This window comes from Chitinophaga sp. (genome assembly GCF_036566945.1).
Lineage (GTDB): Bacteria > Bacteroidota > Bacteroidia > Chitinophagales > Chitinophagaceae > Chitinophaga.
On record NZ_DATCVJ010000522.1, the window covers coordinates 1 to 19476 of the forward strand.

13 protein-coding genes are annotated in these 19476 nt (G+C 46.0%); 9 read left to right on the forward strand and 4 right to left on the reverse strand.

Annotation, left to right across the window (positions count from 1 at the left end):
* The 5 genes from VIP81_RS15785 to VIP81_RS15805 form a co-directional block, all read left to right on the forward strand.
* Positions 1 to 222, forward strand: a 222-nt coding sequence (locus tag VIP81_RS15785) for a DUF4974 domain-containing protein (RefSeq protein WP_331962639.1), incomplete at its 5' end; no start/stop codon positions are given.
* A gap of 145 nt (positions 223 to 367) precedes the next feature.
* Positions 368 to 3943 carry a SusC/RagA family TonB-linked outer membrane protein gene (locus VIP81_RS15790; RefSeq protein ID WP_331962642.1) on the forward strand — a complete coding sequence of 1192 codons (3576 nt, stop codon included), beginning with the start codon at positions 368 to 370 and terminating at the stop codon, positions 3941 to 3943.
* Between the two features lie 18 nt (positions 3944 to 3961).
* Entirely contained in the window at positions 3962 to 5413 is a 1452-nt protein-coding gene (locus VIP81_RS15795; RefSeq protein WP_331962645.1) for a RagB/SusD family nutrient uptake outer membrane protein, read from the forward strand.
* A gap of 27 nt (positions 5414 to 5440) precedes the next feature.
* Positions 5441 to 6598, forward strand: a complete 1158-nt coding sequence (locus VIP81_RS15800) for a TlpA disulfide reductase family protein (protein ID WP_331962648.1) — start codon at positions 5441 to 5443, stop codon at positions 6596 to 6598.
* Between the two features lie 3 nt (positions 6599 to 6601).
* Complete coding sequence (locus VIP81_RS15805) at positions 6602 to 7726, forward strand: TlpA disulfide reductase family protein (protein ID WP_331962651.1); 1125 nt, start codon at positions 6602 to 6604, stop codon at positions 7724 to 7726.
* Between the two features lie 118 nt (positions 7727 to 7844).
* Here VIP81_RS15805 and VIP81_RS15810 read toward each other — a convergent pair whose 3' ends face one another.
* From VIP81_RS15810 to VIP81_RS15825, 4 genes are all read right to left on the reverse strand, one after another.
* Entirely contained in the window at positions 7845 to 8630 is a 786-nt protein-coding gene (locus VIP81_RS15810; RefSeq protein WP_331962654.1) for an SDR family oxidoreductase, read from the reverse strand.
* Between the two features lie 229 nt (positions 8631 to 8859).
* A complete protein-coding gene (locus VIP81_RS15815) occupies positions 8860 to 9981 on the reverse strand; it encodes a DUF5009 domain-containing protein (protein ID WP_331962657.1) in 1122 nt (373 codons plus the stop codon).
* Positions 9982 to 10199: 218 nt separating this feature from the next.
* On the reverse strand, positions 10200 to 11030 hold the full coding sequence (locus VIP81_RS15820) for a YitT family protein (protein WP_331962660.1): 831 nt from the start codon (positions 11028 to 11030) through the stop codon (positions 10200 to 10202).
* Between the two features lie 309 nt (positions 11031 to 11339).
* Positions 11340 to 11594: a hypothetical protein gene (locus VIP81_RS15825; protein WP_331962663.1), complete on the reverse strand. Its 255-nt coding sequence runs from the start codon at positions 11592 to 11594 to the stop codon at positions 11340 to 11342.
* A gap of 977 nt (positions 11595 to 12571) precedes the next feature.
* On the opposite strand from VIP81_RS15825, the gene VIP81_RS15830 reads away from it, so the two are divergent.
* From VIP81_RS15830 to zwf, 4 genes are all read left to right on the forward strand, one after another.
* Complete coding sequence (locus tag VIP81_RS15830; RefSeq protein ID WP_331962666.1) at positions 12572 to 13414, forward strand: TonB family protein; 843 nt, start codon at positions 12572 to 12574, stop codon at positions 13412 to 13414.
* A gap of 271 nt (positions 13415 to 13685) precedes the next feature.
* Positions 13686 to 16265: a phosphoenolpyruvate carboxylase gene (locus tag VIP81_RS15835; protein WP_331962669.1), complete on the forward strand. Its 2580-nt coding sequence runs from the start codon at positions 13686 to 13688 to the stop codon at positions 16263 to 16265.
* Between the two features lie 170 nt (positions 16266 to 16435).
* Positions 16436 to 17854, forward strand: coding sequence for an NADP-dependent phosphogluconate dehydrogenase (gene gndA / locus VIP81_RS15840; protein WP_331962672.1), 1419 nt, complete (start codon positions 16436 to 16438; stop codon positions 17852 to 17854).
* Positions 17855 to 17878: 24 nt separating this feature from the next.
* Positions 17879 to 19384 carry a glucose-6-phosphate dehydrogenase gene (zwf, locus tag VIP81_RS15845; protein WP_331962675.1) on the forward strand — a complete coding sequence of 502 codons (1506 nt, stop codon included), beginning with the start codon at positions 17879 to 17881 and terminating at the stop codon, positions 19382 to 19384.
* Positions 19385 to 19476: the final 92 nt, after the last annotated feature.

The window sequence follows — 19476 nt, forward strand, 5'->3', positions numbered from 1 at the left end:
CGCAACCGCCTGGTGTTAAATGATATGCCACTGGGCACCGCCGCCGTGGAAATGGGCAGATGGTACGGCGTAAAAATTAATGTAGATAGTACTATTGCCAATAAATACAGGTATACCGCCACTTTCGAGAAAGAAACAGTAGAACAGGCATTGAAGGCCATGCAAGCCTCTGTGCCATTTAATTACAGAATTGTGAACAATGAAATATTTATCAGCCAATAATAAAGTAAGATGACAACTTATCAAGATCAACCACTTTCTAAACATTAAAAAAGGGAACGCCTGCGCGCTCCCTCCAGTTAAGTAAAGGAAACAGGGCTTTTGCCGGGCGTCTGTTTCCCATTATGGACATTAACCAACTAAATGTATGAAAAAAATCAGTCCACGGACTGCACAGATGGTGCATGCCGGCAGGAGTATTCTTTGTCGTGTTACCAAAATGACCATGTTGCTACTCCTGTTATGCTGTAGCATCCATGCCTTCGCCGCCAGGCCACGTCAAAACATCCGCTTATCCCTTCACCTGAAAAAAGTTCCGCTGACAAAGGTTTTCAGCGCCATTGAACAACAATCAAATCTGCGGTTTGTATACGGGAATAATATAATCCCAACAGACAAACGCATTTCCATTGATGTGGACAATGTAACGTTAACGGATGTATTAAAAGAAGTATTGCTGGGCACCGGACTTGGATTCAGCAGCACAGAAACCAACCTGGTGGTGATTAACCAGCAACCTGCCCCTGCAAAACAGGAACGCATCATCAAAGGAAAAGTATTTGATGAAGCACATAACCCCCTACCAGGCGTAACGGTGCTGTTTAAAAATATGCAGGCAGGTTATAACACCAATGCCAAAGGAGAATTTACCCTCGCGGTAACAGAAAGCAATCCCATACTAGTGATCAGCTGTATGGGGTTTATGCCTAAAACGGTGGAAGTGGGTAATCAGTCGTACCTGGAAATCATCCTTACGCCCAACATCTCCCTATTACAACAGGTAGTGGTAACCGGTTACCAAACTATTTCCAAAGAAAGAAGTGCCGGATCTTTTACTAAAGTAGATGGTACTCAGCTGCAGCAAAAATCTGTGAGCATGAACGTGGTAGACCGTTTGGAAGGACTGGTACCCGGTCTTGCTGTCAACAACAGTACCGGCGCAGATAAATTTCTGATCAGAGGGGTATCCAGCGTAAACGCCAGCAGAATGCCGCTGTTTGTAGTAGATAATGTACCCATGTCCAATGATTATATCACCAACTTTGTTAACCCCAACGATGTTGAAAGTGTTACTTTCCTGAAAGACGCTACCGCCGCCTCTATCTGGGGCGCCAACGCGGCCAACGGCGTAGTGGTGATTACCACCCGGAAAGGGAAGGATCAGAACCGCCGCATCAAAATGAATTACGACGGCTTCGTTTCTTTTAAAGGATTACCGGATTATGGCTATCAACATAAAATGAATGCCGGTCAGTTCATCAATGCTGCAAAAGAAGTGTTCAGCGCCACTGCGTATCCCTGGAAAACAGTCACCTCGCCGGGTGTAGCTGGTTCCGAGCCTATTGTATATCCGCATGAGCAGATATTATATGATCTGAATAATGGTGTGATTTCACAAGCCGTAGCAGATGCCCGTTTGGATTCACTGGCTGGGCTGAATAACCGCGATCAGATTAATCAATATCTGCAACAGCCTGCATTGCTCACAAATCATAGTTTATCTTTTACCGGTGGTAGCCAGTTTCATTCCTACTACGGTTCACTGGCCTATACGAATCAACAGAACAATGATAAGTCCGCGCTGAACCGGTATCAGATGAACCTGCGCCAGGATTTTGCTTTCAGCAAAAATGTAAAAGCGGATATGACGGTGAACCTGTCGCAACAGAAAAATACCCGCTTCATCATTCCTTCGCTGCCGGATCTGAATACATATTTACCTTATGCTATGCTGGCGGGGGCGGATGGTACGCCTTTGTCTCAGGCATATCTGAAAATGTATCAGCCCTACCGGCAAATGGCGGAAACAAAAAGTGCGCTCAATCTTGATTATATCCCGCTGAAGGAATCTGACTATACGAGCAACAATGCTGCTACTTCGGGCGCTGTAAGGGTAAATACGGGTTTGAATATTAAATTGTTGAAAGGGCTTACCTATGATGGCCGTTTTCAATACCAGCAGGTTAACAATAACGGCTATACGTTTTATGACCGGAAATCTTACCAGACCCGCTATGAACTGGTGCATTTTACACAGGCTCCCACTACACCCAACGCAAAGCCCACTTACTTTCTGCCTGAATCAGGCGGACAATACCAATCCTCCAATTCACAAAATATTTCCTGGACGGCGCGTAATCAGCTGATGTATGATAATACTTTTAAAGCGCATCAGCTCACCTTCCTCGCCGGCACGGAAGTACGTGGCGACCGGACCCGCGCTTTTTCTTCTACCCGCCGTGGATTTGATTTTCAGACCCAGACCTACAACGTGTATGATGAGAAATCTTTGCAGGTAAATGGCGTTAGTAATCCGGTAATTGGCACTAACAGTGCTACCAAAAGTACGCTGACGAGTGTACCCGTTTCCGTTAGTGAAATTGAAACCCGGTTTTTTTCACTGTATGCCAATGGCGCTTATACGTACAAACAACGGTACAACCTGAATGGTAGCATGCGTATGGATCAGTCCAATCTTTTTGGGACAGAGAAAAGCCAGCAATATAAACCCATTTGGTCGGCAGGTGCGGGCTGGATTATCAGTAATGAAGCCTTCTTTGCTATGAAGTCAGTGAACCGTTTAAACCTGCGTCTTACGTATGGTTTAGGTGGTAATGCGCCTTTGCCTGGTTCCGGTAGCTCTATGGATATTGTCATCGCAGAAACCAGTCCTTTGTTTAACGGCATGGGAATAGGCTATCGTCCTTTGTTACCGGGAAATAAAATGCTTACCTGGGAGCGTACCAAAATGCTGAATGCAGGTGTGGATTTCGATTTGTTTAATGGCCGCTTAAGTGGTGCCATTGATGTGTATCAGAAGAAAACGATAGACTTGCTGGGATCGCAGCCATTAGACAAAACAGCCGGCTGGTATTATGGATATGCCAACCTGGGAGATATGATGAACAAGGGGATTGATGTACAGCTCAACAGCCGTAATATAGCGCAGGGGCGCTTCTCCTGGAATACGTTGCTCACGCTGGGGTATAATAAAAACAAGGTGCTGAAGTTAAACCGTACCAGCCCGTTGACACCTTCCAACAAAGCAAACGTAGGATTTGTAGAAGGATATCCTGCCTACAGTTTCTTTGCGTACAAATGGGCCGGACTGGATGCTATGGGTGATCCGCAGGTAACTACTGCGAATGGTAAAACGGTGAAAAATATTTCAGGAGTTACGGCGGGCGATCTTAATAATGCCGGCGTATCACAGCCTGCCTGGTATGGCGGTATCACCAATAGTTTCCGCTACGGAAATTTTGATTTGTCTTTCCTCGTAATTTATAACCTGGGCTACCAGATGCGCAGAGATGTGAATACTTTCTATTCCGGCAGGCTCACGGCTAATATTCCGGCTTCTTTTGAGGATCGCTGGAAACAGCCGGGAGATGAAGCTAAAACAAATGTTCCTTCTTATGTAGCCTTGGGTACACAGGATAATGCCCGCAGGTCTACTGACCTCTACAACAGGGCCGATATCAATATTGTGAGCGCCGATTACATCAAACTGCGTGATCTCACACTGGCCTGGAACCTGCCTGCCCGCGTGGTAGATCATGCCGGCATGGAGAGTTTCCGCATCTACACACAGCTGAATAATGTGATGTTATGGAAGGCGAATAGCGATGGTATCGATCCGGAGTATTTCAGGCTGATGTATGCTACACGGGCGCCTGCCATGAAGCCTTTCTTTACCGTAGGTGTGAACGTCAGGTTTAAATAATTGTAAAAACCAAGTAACATGATTAACAAACAACTGATATATATAGCCGTAATGGCAGGTGGTATGATGATGGCGTCGTGTACCAAATTTCTGGATGTAACGCCCAAAGGGAAAGATACGCCGCGAACACTGGAGCAATATAACGGTTTGCTCAACAGCAGCAATCTGATCAACTACAGTGACGTGGCGCAAAACGCCGACGGTAGCTTTATTATTAAAGGCGGGGCCGATATGAGTGTGATGATGGGAGATGATATGATCACAGATTCTGTATACCTGTCGCAACTGGATCTTTCTTACCTGAACGGCTATACGTGGAAGAGTAACATCTATCAGGCGGATGCGGACGCTATAGAATGGGGTGCTTTTTACGGTCAGAACTATACGTATAATGTGATTGCTAATGATGTAATGGATGTTGCGGATGACAATCTGCAAAAGAAAAAACAATTATTGGCGGAAGCAAGAGTAGGTCGTGCTTTGATGCACTTCATGCTGTTAAATTATTTTGCAAAACCCTATGATCCGGCTACCGCAGCCACAGATCCGGGGGTACCATTGGTGACAACCGCCAATGCAGTGGCCTCCGGATTTAAAAGAGCGCGGGTACAGGAAGTGTATGATTTTGTGGTAAATGAACTGCTGTCCGCTATTCCAGACCTGCCGGAGATTACGCCTATGCGCTTGCGCATGGGCAAATCTGCCGGGAATTATATACTCGGACAGGTGTATTTAACCATGGGTAAATACGACCAGGCACTAATGGCTTTAGAACAATGCAAAACTGCGCTGGCTAATAGCGTGGTGCCTATTCAGTTCAACGATTATAATAAGCTAATGTCCACATGGACTTCTCCGGTGATGCCCAGCTTTGGCGCTTTTAATATGCCACAGTTATATGATAACCAGGAGAGTATTTATCTGAAACAGGTAAGTCTGTTGAATTTTATATTTTCAAATGCAGGTATGATCAGCCCGTCTGCCTCCGCAAAATTTGATCCGGCCGATCTGCGCCTGAAATTTTATTATGCGGCAGATTACTTCACCGGCGGTACCAAATTGCCTTATCCTTTGCATAATTCGCCATTTGGTATTAATATGGGCGCTTCCCTTCCCGGCCTGTACCTGATGCTGGCGGAATGTAAAGCACGCACCGGCGATCTGACCGGCGCCACTGCTGATCTGATTACGCTGCGCAGCAATCGCTTACCGGCTGCCAATGCAGGCGTGACCGCAACGACCAAAGATGACCTGATACGCTTCGTGATCGATGAACGCCTGCGTGAATATGCCTGTACCGGCATGCGCTGGTTCGATATGCGTCGCCTTTCCACTGATCCACTGTTTAAAAATGTAACCTATACCCATCAAATTGGTACAGCTACTTTTACCTTACCCAAAGAACGCTTAACCCTCAAAATACCACCTAAGATTTTGATGTTGAATCCGGGTATGGAAGACAATCCTTAATCATTGGCTTAAAAAAAAATCATGCATATGAATTATAAAAAGATAGCGGGCGCACTCATGCTCATGGCCAGTTCCCTGCATGCTGTCGCCCAGCAGGGGTATACGGTAAAGGCGGTATTGAAAAATACCGGCGACTCGAAATTTCTGCTGGCTTACATGGATGGTAAAAACTTTGTGATTGACAGTAACTACACCACCGAAAAAGGCACCATCCTTTTTAAAGGGACCGTAAGTCATCCGGTGTTATGTCATTTCGTTACGCGTAACCCGGCGCTGAGTATAAAAACCGATCACGGCGTCATTCCGGCACCGGGTCTGGAATTCTTTCTCTCCAACGATCCTATCCGCATTAGCGGCGACGCCAACGCTATTTACAAGGCAACCGTAAAAGGTAGCAAAGAGAATGACGAATGGAACAACATTAAAGCACAGGAAGCGGCCATTACAGACAAGAACTGGCAGTCCACACTCCAATTTCACCAGGATACCGTTGCGGCGCATCAGGCGGCATTAAAAGCCCAAAGCCGGGAACTAAGGGAACAGCTCAGCACGCAACAGGATCAGTTGCAAACAGCCTTTATCAAATCTCACCCTGGGTCACTGGTGAGTATGTATTTTTTGGCTAACATGGTGAACAGCCTTGATCTGGCAAAGTTGGAAACCACTTACAACCAGCTGGCTGCCACACATAAAACATCTGAATACGCTAAACGGATTGAAGATAAACTGGCCGCCAGCAAAGCTACCAGCATCGGCAAAACGGCTGTACCACTGAATAAAACAGACATCAACGGCCAGCCGGTAAACCTGCAGGCGTTGCAGGGGAAATATGTACTGCTCGATTTCTGGGGTAGCTGGTGCGGCCCTTGCCGTAATAGCCACCCGCATCTGAAAGAACTGTATAACCACTACAAAAGCGCAGGTTTTGAAATAGTAGGCATTGCACAGGAACAGGGCGAAGATGCGAGCAGCGTTTGGAAGAAAGCCATTGAAGAAGATGGTCTTCCCTGGATACAGGTACTTAACAACATCGGCATTGAAAAATTTGATGCCGTAAAAGCTTACGGTATCACCGCTTTTCCTACTAAAATTCTGTTGGATAAAGAAGGTAAAATTATAGGGAGATACGTAGGGCAGGAAGCAGAAGGATTAACAGAAAAATTAACCCGGATTTTTAAAAACTAGTACATGAAATATATTATTGCAATGGCTTCCCTGCTAACAGCCACGGGAGCGGCCGCGCAGGGAAACTATACCATTAAAGGAAAGATCAGCGGTTTAGATAAAGAAACAAAAGTGATGCTCAGCTATCGGGTGGATAAAACATCGGTAGAAGATTCTGCGATCACAAAAAATGGGGCTTTTGAAATAACAGGTACCATCAGTGAACCTGTCAACGCAACCCTCAAACTCAAAGCGCTGGACGATGACGGCATTTTCACGATTGAAAAAATGTTGTTTGCTGATAAACAGGAATTTTTCCTGGAGAAGGGTACTATCACCGTGAATGGTAATGGTGACCTGCATCATGCAGTCATCAAAGGCGGAGCAGCGCAAACAGATAATTTGTTATTACAGCAGCAGCTGAAACCGGTTACTGATCAGCTGGAGCCGTTAACGACATTCATGATGAAGCAATATCTGCAGAAAAATAATACTGCAGTAGATTCTATCCGGAAAATTTGTAAGCCTTTGTATCAAAAAGTAGAGGAAGGAGAGCTGGTGTTTATAAAAGCCCATCCGGCTTCTTTTGTTAGTTGGCATATGGTAAAAGAACGTAGCAGCATTATTAACCCGGATACCTTTGAGCCACTGTTCAACGGACTGGATGCACGTTTCCGTAATTCAGTGAAAGGGAAGGAGCTGGCCGCCAAGCTGGAAGTTGCCAAAAAAACAGCTATAGGTCATGCCGCATTGCCGTTTACACAGGCCGATACTACCGGTCAGGCCATTGCGTTGTCATCTCTCAAAGGCAAATATGTGCTGGTAGATTTCTGGGCCAGCTGGTGCGGCCCCTGCAGAGCAGAAAATCCAAATGTGCGCAAAGCTTATGCGCAATACCACGACAAAAACTTTGAGATCATCGCCATTTCGCTGGACGAGAAAAAAGCACCATGGATCAAAGCGATCAACGATGATCAGCTGCCATGGCTGCATGTGAGCGACCTGAAAGGCTGGAACAATGAAGTAGCTAAAGCTTATGGCGTTACCGCAGTACCACAAAATCTGTTGCTGGACCCTAATGGCGTGATTATCGCCAAAAATCTGCGGGGAGATAAGCTGGCGGCTAAGCTGGCAGAAGTATTAAAGTAAAGAATTACGAATTACGAATTACGAATTACGGAGTTGTGGGTAGATGGTAAACGCGAAGATCATCCGTTGTTTTCTACCCGCAACTCCGTAATTCGTGATTGGTAGGTCGTATTTCTCCTCACATCACCGGTGTTTTACCACCATCTACCGCGGTACTGGTGCCTGTAATGTATGCAGCAGCAGGGGAGGCCAGGAATGCCGCCAGCGCCGCAATTTCACGGGCTTCTCCAAATCTTTGCATAGGTATTTCTTTCAGCCATTCGGCTTCTATTACTTCGGTAGAAACATTTCTGGCAGCAGCACTGCTGTTGAATAATCCTTCCAGTCTTGCCGTGGAAGTAGAACCAGGCAGCACATTGTTAACAGTAATCCCATGTGGCGCCAGCTCTGTAGCCAGTGTTTTAGACCAGGCAGCTACTGCCCAGCGGGTGGTATTGGATACGCCCAGATTTTTTATCGGTGTTTTTACAGAGGTAGAAATAATATTAATAATGCGCCCAAATCCGGCGGTCATCATACCGGGTACCAACGCCTGTGCCAATGCCTGATTGCAGAGCAGGTGTTGTGAAAAGGCAGCAGTAAAAGCAGCGGCACTGGCCTCGATAATGGGACCTGCTGCCGGTCCGCCGGTATTATTAATGAGTATATGAACGGGTCCTTGTCCGGCTATCTCAGCTGCAACGGCCGTTACCTGGGCTACATCTGCAAAGTCGGCGATGGCATAACGGTGTTGCTGTCCATGCGCTGTACTTAGGGTAGGTAATACTTTTTTTAACCGGTCTTCGTTCCGGGCTAATAACACACAGGTGGCGCCCAATAACGCCAGTTCTTCTGCTGTAGCTAATCCTATGCCTTGCGAACTGCCGCACACCAGCGCTGTTTTTCCTTTCAATGAGAGGTCCATGGGATCTGTTTTGTGTACAATTTAGCGGATTTTTGTCTTACTCAGGATTATACTGATGTAGATGATTTTCAAGATTTTATTTTTCAGGATTTTACCGGATTAAAAAAGATTAGCGAAGAAAAATGCGGTTATCCACATTGGTCTTCGCTAATCTTTTTTTAATCCGGTAAAAACAAATCCGGAAAATCATCTACATCAGTATAATCCTGAGTAAGACAAAAACTCGCGTCTACACCCGCACGTAAATCTTACGCTTATCAAGTACATACCCTACCAGCCAGCAGGTGAGCATGAAGGCCAGTGAAAAGAGCAGTGAGCCAAACTTGCCGGGTGACAGTGGTTGAAAGATGATATTATTGATCCATTGATAAAGAGAGGTGCCGCCTACGGTAAACACGCCAAACAGGATGGCCATGATTTCCGATAGCAGGTAAAGGAACAGGGGGTTTTTACCGAATACCGTAAAAAAGCCGGTGCCTTTTGTGAAGCCAAGGATATCAATTACAAAAATGAGCAGTGATAAGAGGAACAGGTCTATACTTATTGTTAACAGTACATAAGAGCTGGTCCACAGTTTTTTGTTGATAGGAAATACGGTATTCCAGGCGTAGGCCAGGGCGAAGAGGACGACGCCGGCCATCACCATGCGCATGAGTCCAGGTTTGGTTCTGCCTTGTTGCTGTACAAAGAGGCCGGTATAATAACCTGCTACTACATTCACTACCGCAGGAATGGTGCTGAGTAAGCCTTCCGGATCAAAGGCAATGCCTTCGCCATGATACATATGGTTATCACCGAGTACCAGTTTATCCAGCAGGATGCCAGCGTTGCCGTTAATACCATATTGATCACCGGGAGTACCGCAATACCACATAATTGCCCAATAGCCCAGCAGGAACAGGGCGCTGACGCCCCATACCACTTTCTTAGAGCAGTAATGGATTAACAGAGAAGCGATACCATAACAAAGGGCAATACGTTGCAATACACCCAGGATACGGGTATGATCAAACGGTTTGAATTCGATGCCGTGATCGGTTTGTTGAACAAATGGAAACCAGTACATCAGGTATCCCAGCAGGAAAATAATCAGGGTGCGTTTGAAAATCTTTCCGAGCACCGCTGAATTTCCCAGTTGTTCATATTTTCTCATGCTGAAGCTCATGGCGTTGCCTACAGCAAAAAGAAAAGAAGGGAAAACGAGATCGGTGGGGGTCCAGCCATGCCAGGAAGCATGATCGAGTGGCCAGTATGTTCCACCTGTGCCGCCTGTATTCACTATGATCATGAAACAGACGGTCATGCCGCGGAATACATCCAGCGGTAAAAAGCGTTGAGAGCTTTGTGTCATTTCCCTTTAATTATTGGTTGATAAGATGGTAAGGAATGAAAAAGAGCGTTGAGCGCCTACAATATATACATCTAAAAATCAAAATCCAAATATGAAATCTCGAAGAAAAATGTATGAGCGGTTATAACGACCTCCCCGAAAGCTTAAAAATGATCCGGGTACAGCCGTTAACCAACTGGAAATATGGCGGGCGGCAACTGCCGATACCGCCCTGCATGTTATTTGGAGAATCCTCTTCCCAATACCTCATGTACTTCGTGAATCACCACAAAGGCCTCAGGGTCGGTGGCCTGTACCAGTGATTTCAGTCGCATCAGCTCCTGTTTACCAATGATTACATACAGCACTTCCTTGGGATCGTGTGTATAGGCGCCATGTCCGTGTAATACGGTGGCACCCCGTTTCATTTCGCCGGTGATTTTATTGGCAATGGCATCGGTATGGTTGGAAATGATGGTGATGGCCCGTTTGGTATTCAAGCCATCTACAATGTAGTCGACCGTTCTGGCGCCTATGTATACCGCAATGAAGGTGTACATGGTTTTTTCTATACCAATAATAAAGGAAGATGCCAGTATAACTACGATATCAAAAATGAGCATGGCGTTGCCCAGCGTCCAGCCCAGGTATTTATTAAACAACCGCGCTACAATGGCAGAGCCGCCGGTAGTACCCCCGGAAAGGAATACCAGTCCTATGCCTATACCCACGAGGAGGCCCGCAAAAATAGCTGCCAGTAAAGGGTTGGTGGTAACCGGTGTTAGTTTGTTTTCGGTGAGATATAGAAACAGCGAGCAAAAAAAGATGCCCAGGATCGTATATACCATGCTTCGTTTATCCAGTAGCTTATAACCGGCAACGATCAGGAAGGCGTTAATAATGAAGTTGGTAATACCAGGCGACCATCCCAGGTAGTAATAAGTCACGATGGTTACACCAATGACGCCACCCTCAGATAATTTGTTGGGGATAGCCAGGTAGTTGATGCCTGCTGCAAAGATCAGGGCACCCGCCATAATGAGTAAAATATTTTTCACATGCTCTTTCATGCCGCAAAAATATGAATTTGTCTTGGGGCAGGATTATACTGATTATACTGATTTCCCGGATTTGTTTTTGCAGGATTAAAAAAGATTAGCGAAGACCAATGTGGATAACCGCATTTTTCTTCGCTAATCTTTTTTAATCCGGTAAAATCCTGAAAAATAAAATCTGGAAAATCATCTAAATCAGTATAATCCTGCCCCAAGACAAAAAATCGAAAAAAAGTCTTTCAATAATTTGGAATTAATAAAACTCGATGTATATTTGTCTACCAATTCAGTAGACTAATAACATCTACCACTATAAGGGAAGCATCAGGCAAACGCTTCCGGCATCCTTTGATCCACCAGCAAGGTGTTGCTGCCATCATTATTGAAAAAACGTGTAAATAAAAATACACTATGAAAAGGCACACGCTGACTAGTGGAATGCGTTCCCACACGCATATAAAAGTGGTCAATACCACCTGTTCCCGTTACATTCAAACGGACCGCTTCTATAGCAGTGGCGGCTGTTGATGACAAAATCTTGCGTTCTGTAAGCTGTAAATAGAATGCCTGGTCAGGCATGCGGGGAGGGTATTTGCAAAAATTTATTGGTGGTAAATTTATCCGCAACATACTTACCCGCATCCCCCTGGCATTTTTCAACCGTGATCTTAATCGTTACCTCTCTCATTGCATTCAATATGAAAATAGATAGCCGCTGTTTAACGATGATTTACTGATGGTAGATCTGTGAAAACAGCGATAAAAGACAATATAACGTTTACGTATACACGATTTAAACCGGTATGCGAAACGGAACGGGATTCGTTACTATCCAATGAAATTAAACGATCGACTTCAGTTCAAAGGGGACGTTGCCTCAAACAATTCTGGTGGGTTTTGTCGGTGACGGCCCCCGAAAACTGAAGTATATCAAATGAACTATGACTGCTTCCAAACCAACCGTTATTTAAGACATTCATCCGGAAGCAGCCAGGCTACAAAAAAATAACGTGTACGCCTATACTTTTTTCGGAAAGCCTAATTATAATAGAAGGAACCACTTGTTTCCAGGTAAGGTCCCCAGTGCCAGCAAGTCCCGACACGTGTCGGGACTTCTATTTTATACCTCCTTTGCGGAGCAGGTTATGTAAGTAACGCAGGCACGCATAACATGCAACCTTTTTGAAAAATTATCACAAAGCAAACGACAAGTAGCTGGTAGCTGGTCAGGTAGAAGGATATGCAGCCGATGCTGTTGTCTGAAACCGGGGGCTGTCTGCTACCACAATAGTAGCAATAACCGCCTGTAAGCTGCCTGTAGTATTCTACCCAACTATATGTATCCTGTATTGACGGTTTATCATATATCCGTTTACGTTATTATTTTTCGTGTACCCATTATTGTTGTTCCCTTCATTTCCATCATACACGATAGCGCCGTTTCCTGCGTTCCATATATAATATACCTCGCCGCGTTTCCCATCTCCCGGAAAAAATATTTTAAAAAACCTTATGGAAAGTATTTCACTCCCTCATCTAATTAAAAAACAAATAACATGGACTCAACTAAGATCCCGGGGAATGAATTCCTCGACATTCTCTTCTATGGAAGGAATAAAGATTATGGGGCCTATGAACTCCGCAGTCGTTACGACAAGCGCGTTCGCAATGCCATCATAGGCACCGCTTCTATTATGTTAGTCATGATTGGTAGCTATGTGTTGAACAACACATTGATGGCTGCCGGAAATGAACATCGACCTCCGGTAGTAATAAAACCAACGGAGTTGGCAGCATTGGATATTCCGGAAGAAAAAAAGATTATTCCGCCGCCGCCAGCTGTTCAAAATACGCCACCACCGCTGGCTGCAAGCATCAAAGTTACAACGCCTGTAATAGTTGATGAAGACGTGCAGCCTGATGAAATGCCTCCAAAAAATGCTGACATGGTGGATAAGGTGATCGGTTTCAAAACAGCAGATGGCGTAGAAGGTGGTTCGGATATAGATCTGGGACCCGGTGAGTTGGGTGGAGGAGCCGGCGTTGTACAATCTGTAGCCGCAGCACCAGATGCCAATGGCCCTGTCACTACCGTTGAAATCATGCCGGAATTCCCGGGCGGAGAAGCCGCACTGGGAAAATATCTTAACAATAATATGAGATACCCACATGTGGCCCAGGAAAATGATATACAAGGAACTGTCTTTATTCAGTTTGTAGTGAACCGCGATGGTAGCATCACAGACGTAAAAACAGTAGGTGCCGCAAAAGGTGGTGGCCTGGAAGAAGAAGCAAAGCGTGTTGTCAGCAAAATGCCTAAGTGGAAACCCGGCAAACAAAACGGACAAAATGTAGCCGTGTACTTCAACCTCCCCATCCGGTTTGTATTAGGCCAGTAATTATACCTTATTAATTGTTGCTCCCATCAAATTCGTCATTCCTGTTTATCCGGCCTGCATCCATTTAACCTTGCGCATTCTAATCCTGATACCAGTCCCGGCTCACGTAAAAGTGGCCGGGATTGCCTTTTTTAGGTCATTTTATTTGATAATATTCAAACTTTCTGTATATATATCAAACAAAAATCAAAAAACTCAAAAATTAACGTAATAATTATTAATTTCACGACCGCTTAGTCTTCTTCTTTAGCACTATAAACGGATAATTAGTATGGAAGCGCCGGTAAATAATTCGCTGCAACAGTTCAAAAACCTCGTCGGTACCAAGTTTCAGCTGTATAATAGTCTCTTTACTTCACTACCTTTCCACCGGGTGGAAAAGACAGGTATCTTCCTGTCCCTGTTCCTGCTTCATTGCGAAGAAGGATATGCCAAAGGCAACAGTCCACAGGAAATTATGGACTCCTTTTTTCAGCAGTATACTACCTATACCGATGAAAAACAGAGAACTGATCTGCTGTTTCGCTTTGTGCAATATGCAGAAAGACAGGTGGTATTATTTGACGCACTCGAAGATGCTGCCTTCCGTAATATCCGCGACCTGCAAGGCACCGGCACCCTGCGCCACCTGCAGTCGGAAATAATACAGGAACAAGCCCAGGAGCAGCTGAAGGAGAAACTGAAAGATTTTTCCGTAAGACTCGTACTCACGGCTCACCCTACCCAGTTTTATCCCGGTGAAGTATTAGGCATCATCAATGACCTGTCTAAAGCACTCATCGATGAAAATACCAGCCAGGTAAATATGTACCTGCAGCAATTGGGCAAAACACCCTTCTTCAAAAAAGAAAAACCTACCCCATATGATGAAGCCATCAGCCTGGTGTGGTTCCTCGAAAATATATTTTATCAATCGGCCGGCCGTATCCTCTCTTCTATCCGGGCACAATTCCCCGGTGCGATCAGCAGCGATAACTCCCTGATCCGCATGGGCTTCTGGCCTGGCGGCGACCGGGATGGTAACCCCTTTGTAAAAGCCCCTACTACCATCGAAGTAGCGGCTGCACTGCGTTCTTCCGTGATGAAATGCTATTTCCGCGAAGTACGTAACCTGCGCCGCCGCCTTACCTTTAAAGGAGTAGAGAATGTAGTGGCTGCACTGGAATCTAAATTATCCCGCAACCTCTTTATTCCCGGGCACAAAGCCGATATCAGCCGCCAGGAAATCCTCGATACGTTATCGGGTATACGCAATACCATCATCGCCGATCACAACGGCCTGTTTGTACACCTGGTGGAAAATCTGATCAGTAAAGTTGAAATATTCGGACTGTTCTTTGCCTCCCTGGATATCCGCCAGGACAGCTCTATACATGAAGCCGTGCTGGAAGCGGTGGCTACCAAAACCAGCGCATTGCCGGATAACTATACCTCGCTGGACGACAACGCAAAAATCGACGCCCTGCTAAATATCGCGGCGGCAATAGATCCGATGGTACTGGAAAATCCATTACACCAGGATACTTTGCAAACCATTGCCGGCATCAAACAAATACAGGCGGCCAACGGCGAAGAAGGATGTAATCGTTATATTATCAGTCACAGTACCAGCGTACTCAATGTGATGGAAGTATACGGTATGTTCCTGCTCAGTGGCTGGAAGAAAGAAGAAATGACAGTAGACATTGTGCCGTTGTTTGAAACGATCGATGACCTTCGTCATGCCGGACAGGTGATGAAGCTGCTGTATGAAAATAAAGACTACCGGGAGCATCTGCGCCGCCGCCAGTGTAAACAAACGATTATGCTGGGCTTCTCAGATGGTACCAAAGATGGTGGTTACCTGATGGCCAACTGGAGCATCTACAAAGCAAAAGAAGAGCTGACCAAGATCTCCAAAGAATACGGTATCAACGTGGTGTTCTTCGACGGCAGGGGAGGGCCTCCGGCTCGTGGTGGTGGAAAAACGCACCAGTTCTATGCTTCCATGGGTAGAAATATTGCCAATAAAGAAATTCAACAAACGATACAGGGGCAAACCATCAGCTCTAACTTTGGTACCGTGGATGCAGCACAGTTCAATATGGAACAGCTGATTCATGCCGGTATCAGCAATGAACTGTTTTCCTCCCGGGATGTAACGTTGACCAAAGCAGAAGAAGACCTGCTGCAATTACTGGCAGATGAAGGGTATAAGTCTTACAATAAATTAAAAACACATCCGCACTTCCTGGCTTACCTGGATCATGCCAGTCCGCTGCGTTACTACGCGGAAGCCAATATCGGCAGCCGTCCCAGCAAACGGAACGCTTCTGCCAAACTCAATCTCAACGATCTGAGGGCAGTGCCTTATGTAGGCGCCTGGAGTCAGTTGAAACAGAATGTACCGGGCTATTACGGTGTGGGCAGTGCATTGGAGCAACTGGACAAACAGGGCAAGTGGGAAGATGTTACCGCTTTGTATAAACATTCCCTGTTTTTCAGAACCTTGCTGGACAACTGTGAAATGGCGATGAAGAAAAGTTATTTCCCGCTCACCGCTTATCTGGCCAAACATCCGCAATATGGCGAAGTATGGCAGATGATCAACGGAGAATTTGAACTCGCGAAGAAATACCTGCTCCGGCTCACGAATGAGTCTGAGCTGATGGGAGGCAGCCCTATTGACCTGCTTTCCATACAGATGAGGGAGCGGATTGTGCTGCCGTTGCTGACGACCCAGCAATATGCGCTGACCCGTATCCGCGAGCTGGATTCACACGCCGACAACGGCCATGGCAGAGAAACCTACGAAAAGCTCATCATGCGTTGCTCTTTCGGTATTATCAACGCGGGCAGAAACTCTGCGTAGAAAGAATTACGAATTACGAATTACGAATTACGGAGTTGTGGGAAGATGGTAAACGCGGTGGTCATCCGCTATTATCTCACCACAACTCCGTAATTCGTAATTCGTAATTCGTAATTCTTATTTCGTAATTCTTCCATACTTTTACACCTCCTTAAGTAACTTCTCTATATATGGCAAACAGCTTATATGACTTTGGAATGATTGGCCTCGGCGTAATGGGTAGAAACCTGTTACTGAATATGGCAGATCATGGCTTTTCCGTTATCGGCTTTGATAAAGACGCTGCCAAGAACAGCGCACTGGAAGCAGCCGCCACCCCAGGTACTACCGTTAAAGGCGTAGCAGAGCTGGCCACTATGGTACAGTTGCTGGAACGTCCGCGCAAATTGATGATGCTGGTACCAGCAGGTCAACCGGTAGACGATGTCATCGCATCTTTGTTGCCGCTGCTGGAGCAGGGCGACGTGGTGATAGATGGTGGTAACTCCCACTACACCGACACTTTACGTCGGGTGCAGGAACTCCGTCCAAAAGGTATCCACTTCATGGGTATGGGTGTTTCCGGTGGTGAGCAGGGCGCCCGTACAGGCCCCAGCATTATGCCCGGAGGCGACCTCGATGCGTATGCCAAGGTGAAACCTATGCTGGAAGCAATTGCAGCTAAAGTAAAAGACGTTCCCTGCGTAGCATATCTCGGTAAAGAAGGCGCAGGCCATTATGTAAAAATGGTACACAATGGTATTGAATATGCCATTATGCAGTTGATCAGTGAAAGCTATGCCTTGTTACAAGCCGGCGCCGGACTGAACAACGACCAGTTACATGAAGTGTTCAAAAGCTGGAACCAGGGCGCGTTACAGTCTTTCCTCGTAGAAATTACAGCAGACATTTTCCTGCAGAACGACGATAAAACAGACAAACGCCTGGTAGATGTGATCTCCGATAAAGCAGGTTCCAAAGGTACCGGCAAATGGACTTCACAGGATGCGATGGAACTCCCGGTAGCAGTACCCGTGATTGATACCGCTGTTGCCATGCGCACGCTCTCCGCTTATAAAGAGCAACGTTTGCAGGCAGCCGAACTGTATAAAGCACCGGAAAACTCCCTGCACGTTCCTGCCGAAATGTGGATCAAACAGGTACATGATGCCCTGTATTTCGCTACCATCCTGAGCTATGCACAGGGATTGGCGATGCTGCGTGAGGCTTCTAATGATCTGAAAATGGAAATTCCATTACCGGAAGTGGTGAAAGTATGGAGAGGCGGATGTATTATCCGTTCTACCCTGCTGGAAGTATTTACACAAGCTTACCAGAAAAATGCTGACCTGGGAAATATCCTGCTGGATGAAGGCGTAGCTTACCTGGTACAGTCAGTAGAAAGCAACACCCGGAGCGTAGTAGCACAGGCTGCCTCCGCAGGTGTGCCCGTAGCTGGCTTTATGTCTGCATTGTCTTATTTTGATGCTTTCCGTACCGGTCGTATGGCCACTAACCTGATACAGGCACAACGCGATTATTTTGGTGCGCATACTTATCAGCGTATTGATATGCCCGGCTCTTTTCACACAGAGTGGCAGCAACACTAAAAATATTCATCTTTAATTAAATTTATGCAGATCCATAAACGCCCTCCTGCTTCCATCCTCTTTATATTCGGAGGCAGTGGCGATTTAAACTACCGGAAACTAACGCCTGCGTTATACAATCTTTTTTTAGATGAGTGGATGCCTGAGCAGTTTGCAATTGCAGGTTTAGGCCGCAGCCCTTACACCAACGAAGATTATAATAAACATTTGTTGGAAGGGATCAGTAAGTTTTCCCGTCGGAAGGGCGAGCAGAATGGTCACTGGAAAGATTTCAGCAACCATGTTACTTATCTGCAGATGGATGCAGAAGATCCTGCTTCCTATAGCAAGATCACCGATTTTGTGACCGCGAAAGAAGCAGAATGGGGCGTACATCCTACCGTTATTTTTTACCTGGCAGTAGCACCACAACTGGTGCCTAATATCGCTACCCGTTTGGGTGAACTGAACCTTTGCTCGGATAAACATTGCACCCGCATTGTGGTAGAAAAACCTTTTGGTCATGACCTGCAAAGTGCACATGAACTGAATGAACTGCTGGCAAAGAAATTCACGGAAGAACAGATTTATCGTATAGATCACTATCTCGGTAAAGAAACAATTCAGAATATTCTGGCTTTCCGCTTTGCGAACGCATTGTTCGAACCCGTATGGAACCGCAACTATATCGACAATATTCAGATCACTGCTGCGGAAAGCGTAGGACTGGAAGGTCGTGGCGGCTACTACGAAAGAGCAGGCGCACTGCGCGACATGGTACAAAACCATATCCTGCAAATCATGTGTATCCTCGCCATGGAAGCACCGGTATCTTTCGATGCCAACGAAGTGCGTAACAAAAAAGTGGATGTATTGAATGCCATCCGTCGTATCACACCGGATAAGGTGCATGAATATGCGGTACGCGGACAATATTCTTCCGGCTGGATGAAAGGAGATAAAGTGCCTGGTTACCGCGAGGAGAAAGGCGTGGACCCTAAATCCAACATCGATACTTACGCCGCCGTTAAGTTTTATATCGACAACTGGCGCTGGCAGGGCGTTCCGATCTACGTACGTACCGGAAAATACCTGCACCAGAAAGCTACCAATATCATTATCACCTTTAAGGAGGCACCTCCTTATTCATTCCCGATGGAAGCTGCACAAACATGGCGCCCTAACAGGCTCACCATCAGCATTCAACCGGAAATGGATATCCGGATCCGCTTCCAGGCAAAACGTCCAGGACAAACCATGACACTGGATCCGGTAGATATGACCTTTAACTACGATGCCGCCAATGGCGAGCATGCCCCTGAAGCATATGAAACATTGCTGCTGGACGTAATGGAAGGCGATGCTACCCTGTTCATGCGTGGCGACCAGGTAGATGCCGCCTGGAAAGTGATTATGCCTATCCTGGAAACATGGGAAAACCGCACTCCGCAGGACTTCCCGAACTATGCACCAGATTCATGGGGCCCCGATGATGCAGATGCCCTCGTAGCCCGTGATGGTCATACCTGGATTAACTTACCTTCTAAATAAGAATTACGAATTACGAATTACGAATTACGGTTTTGTGCGAAGATCATCATACGCTTAGAACCGTAATTCGTAATTCGTAATTCGTAATTCCA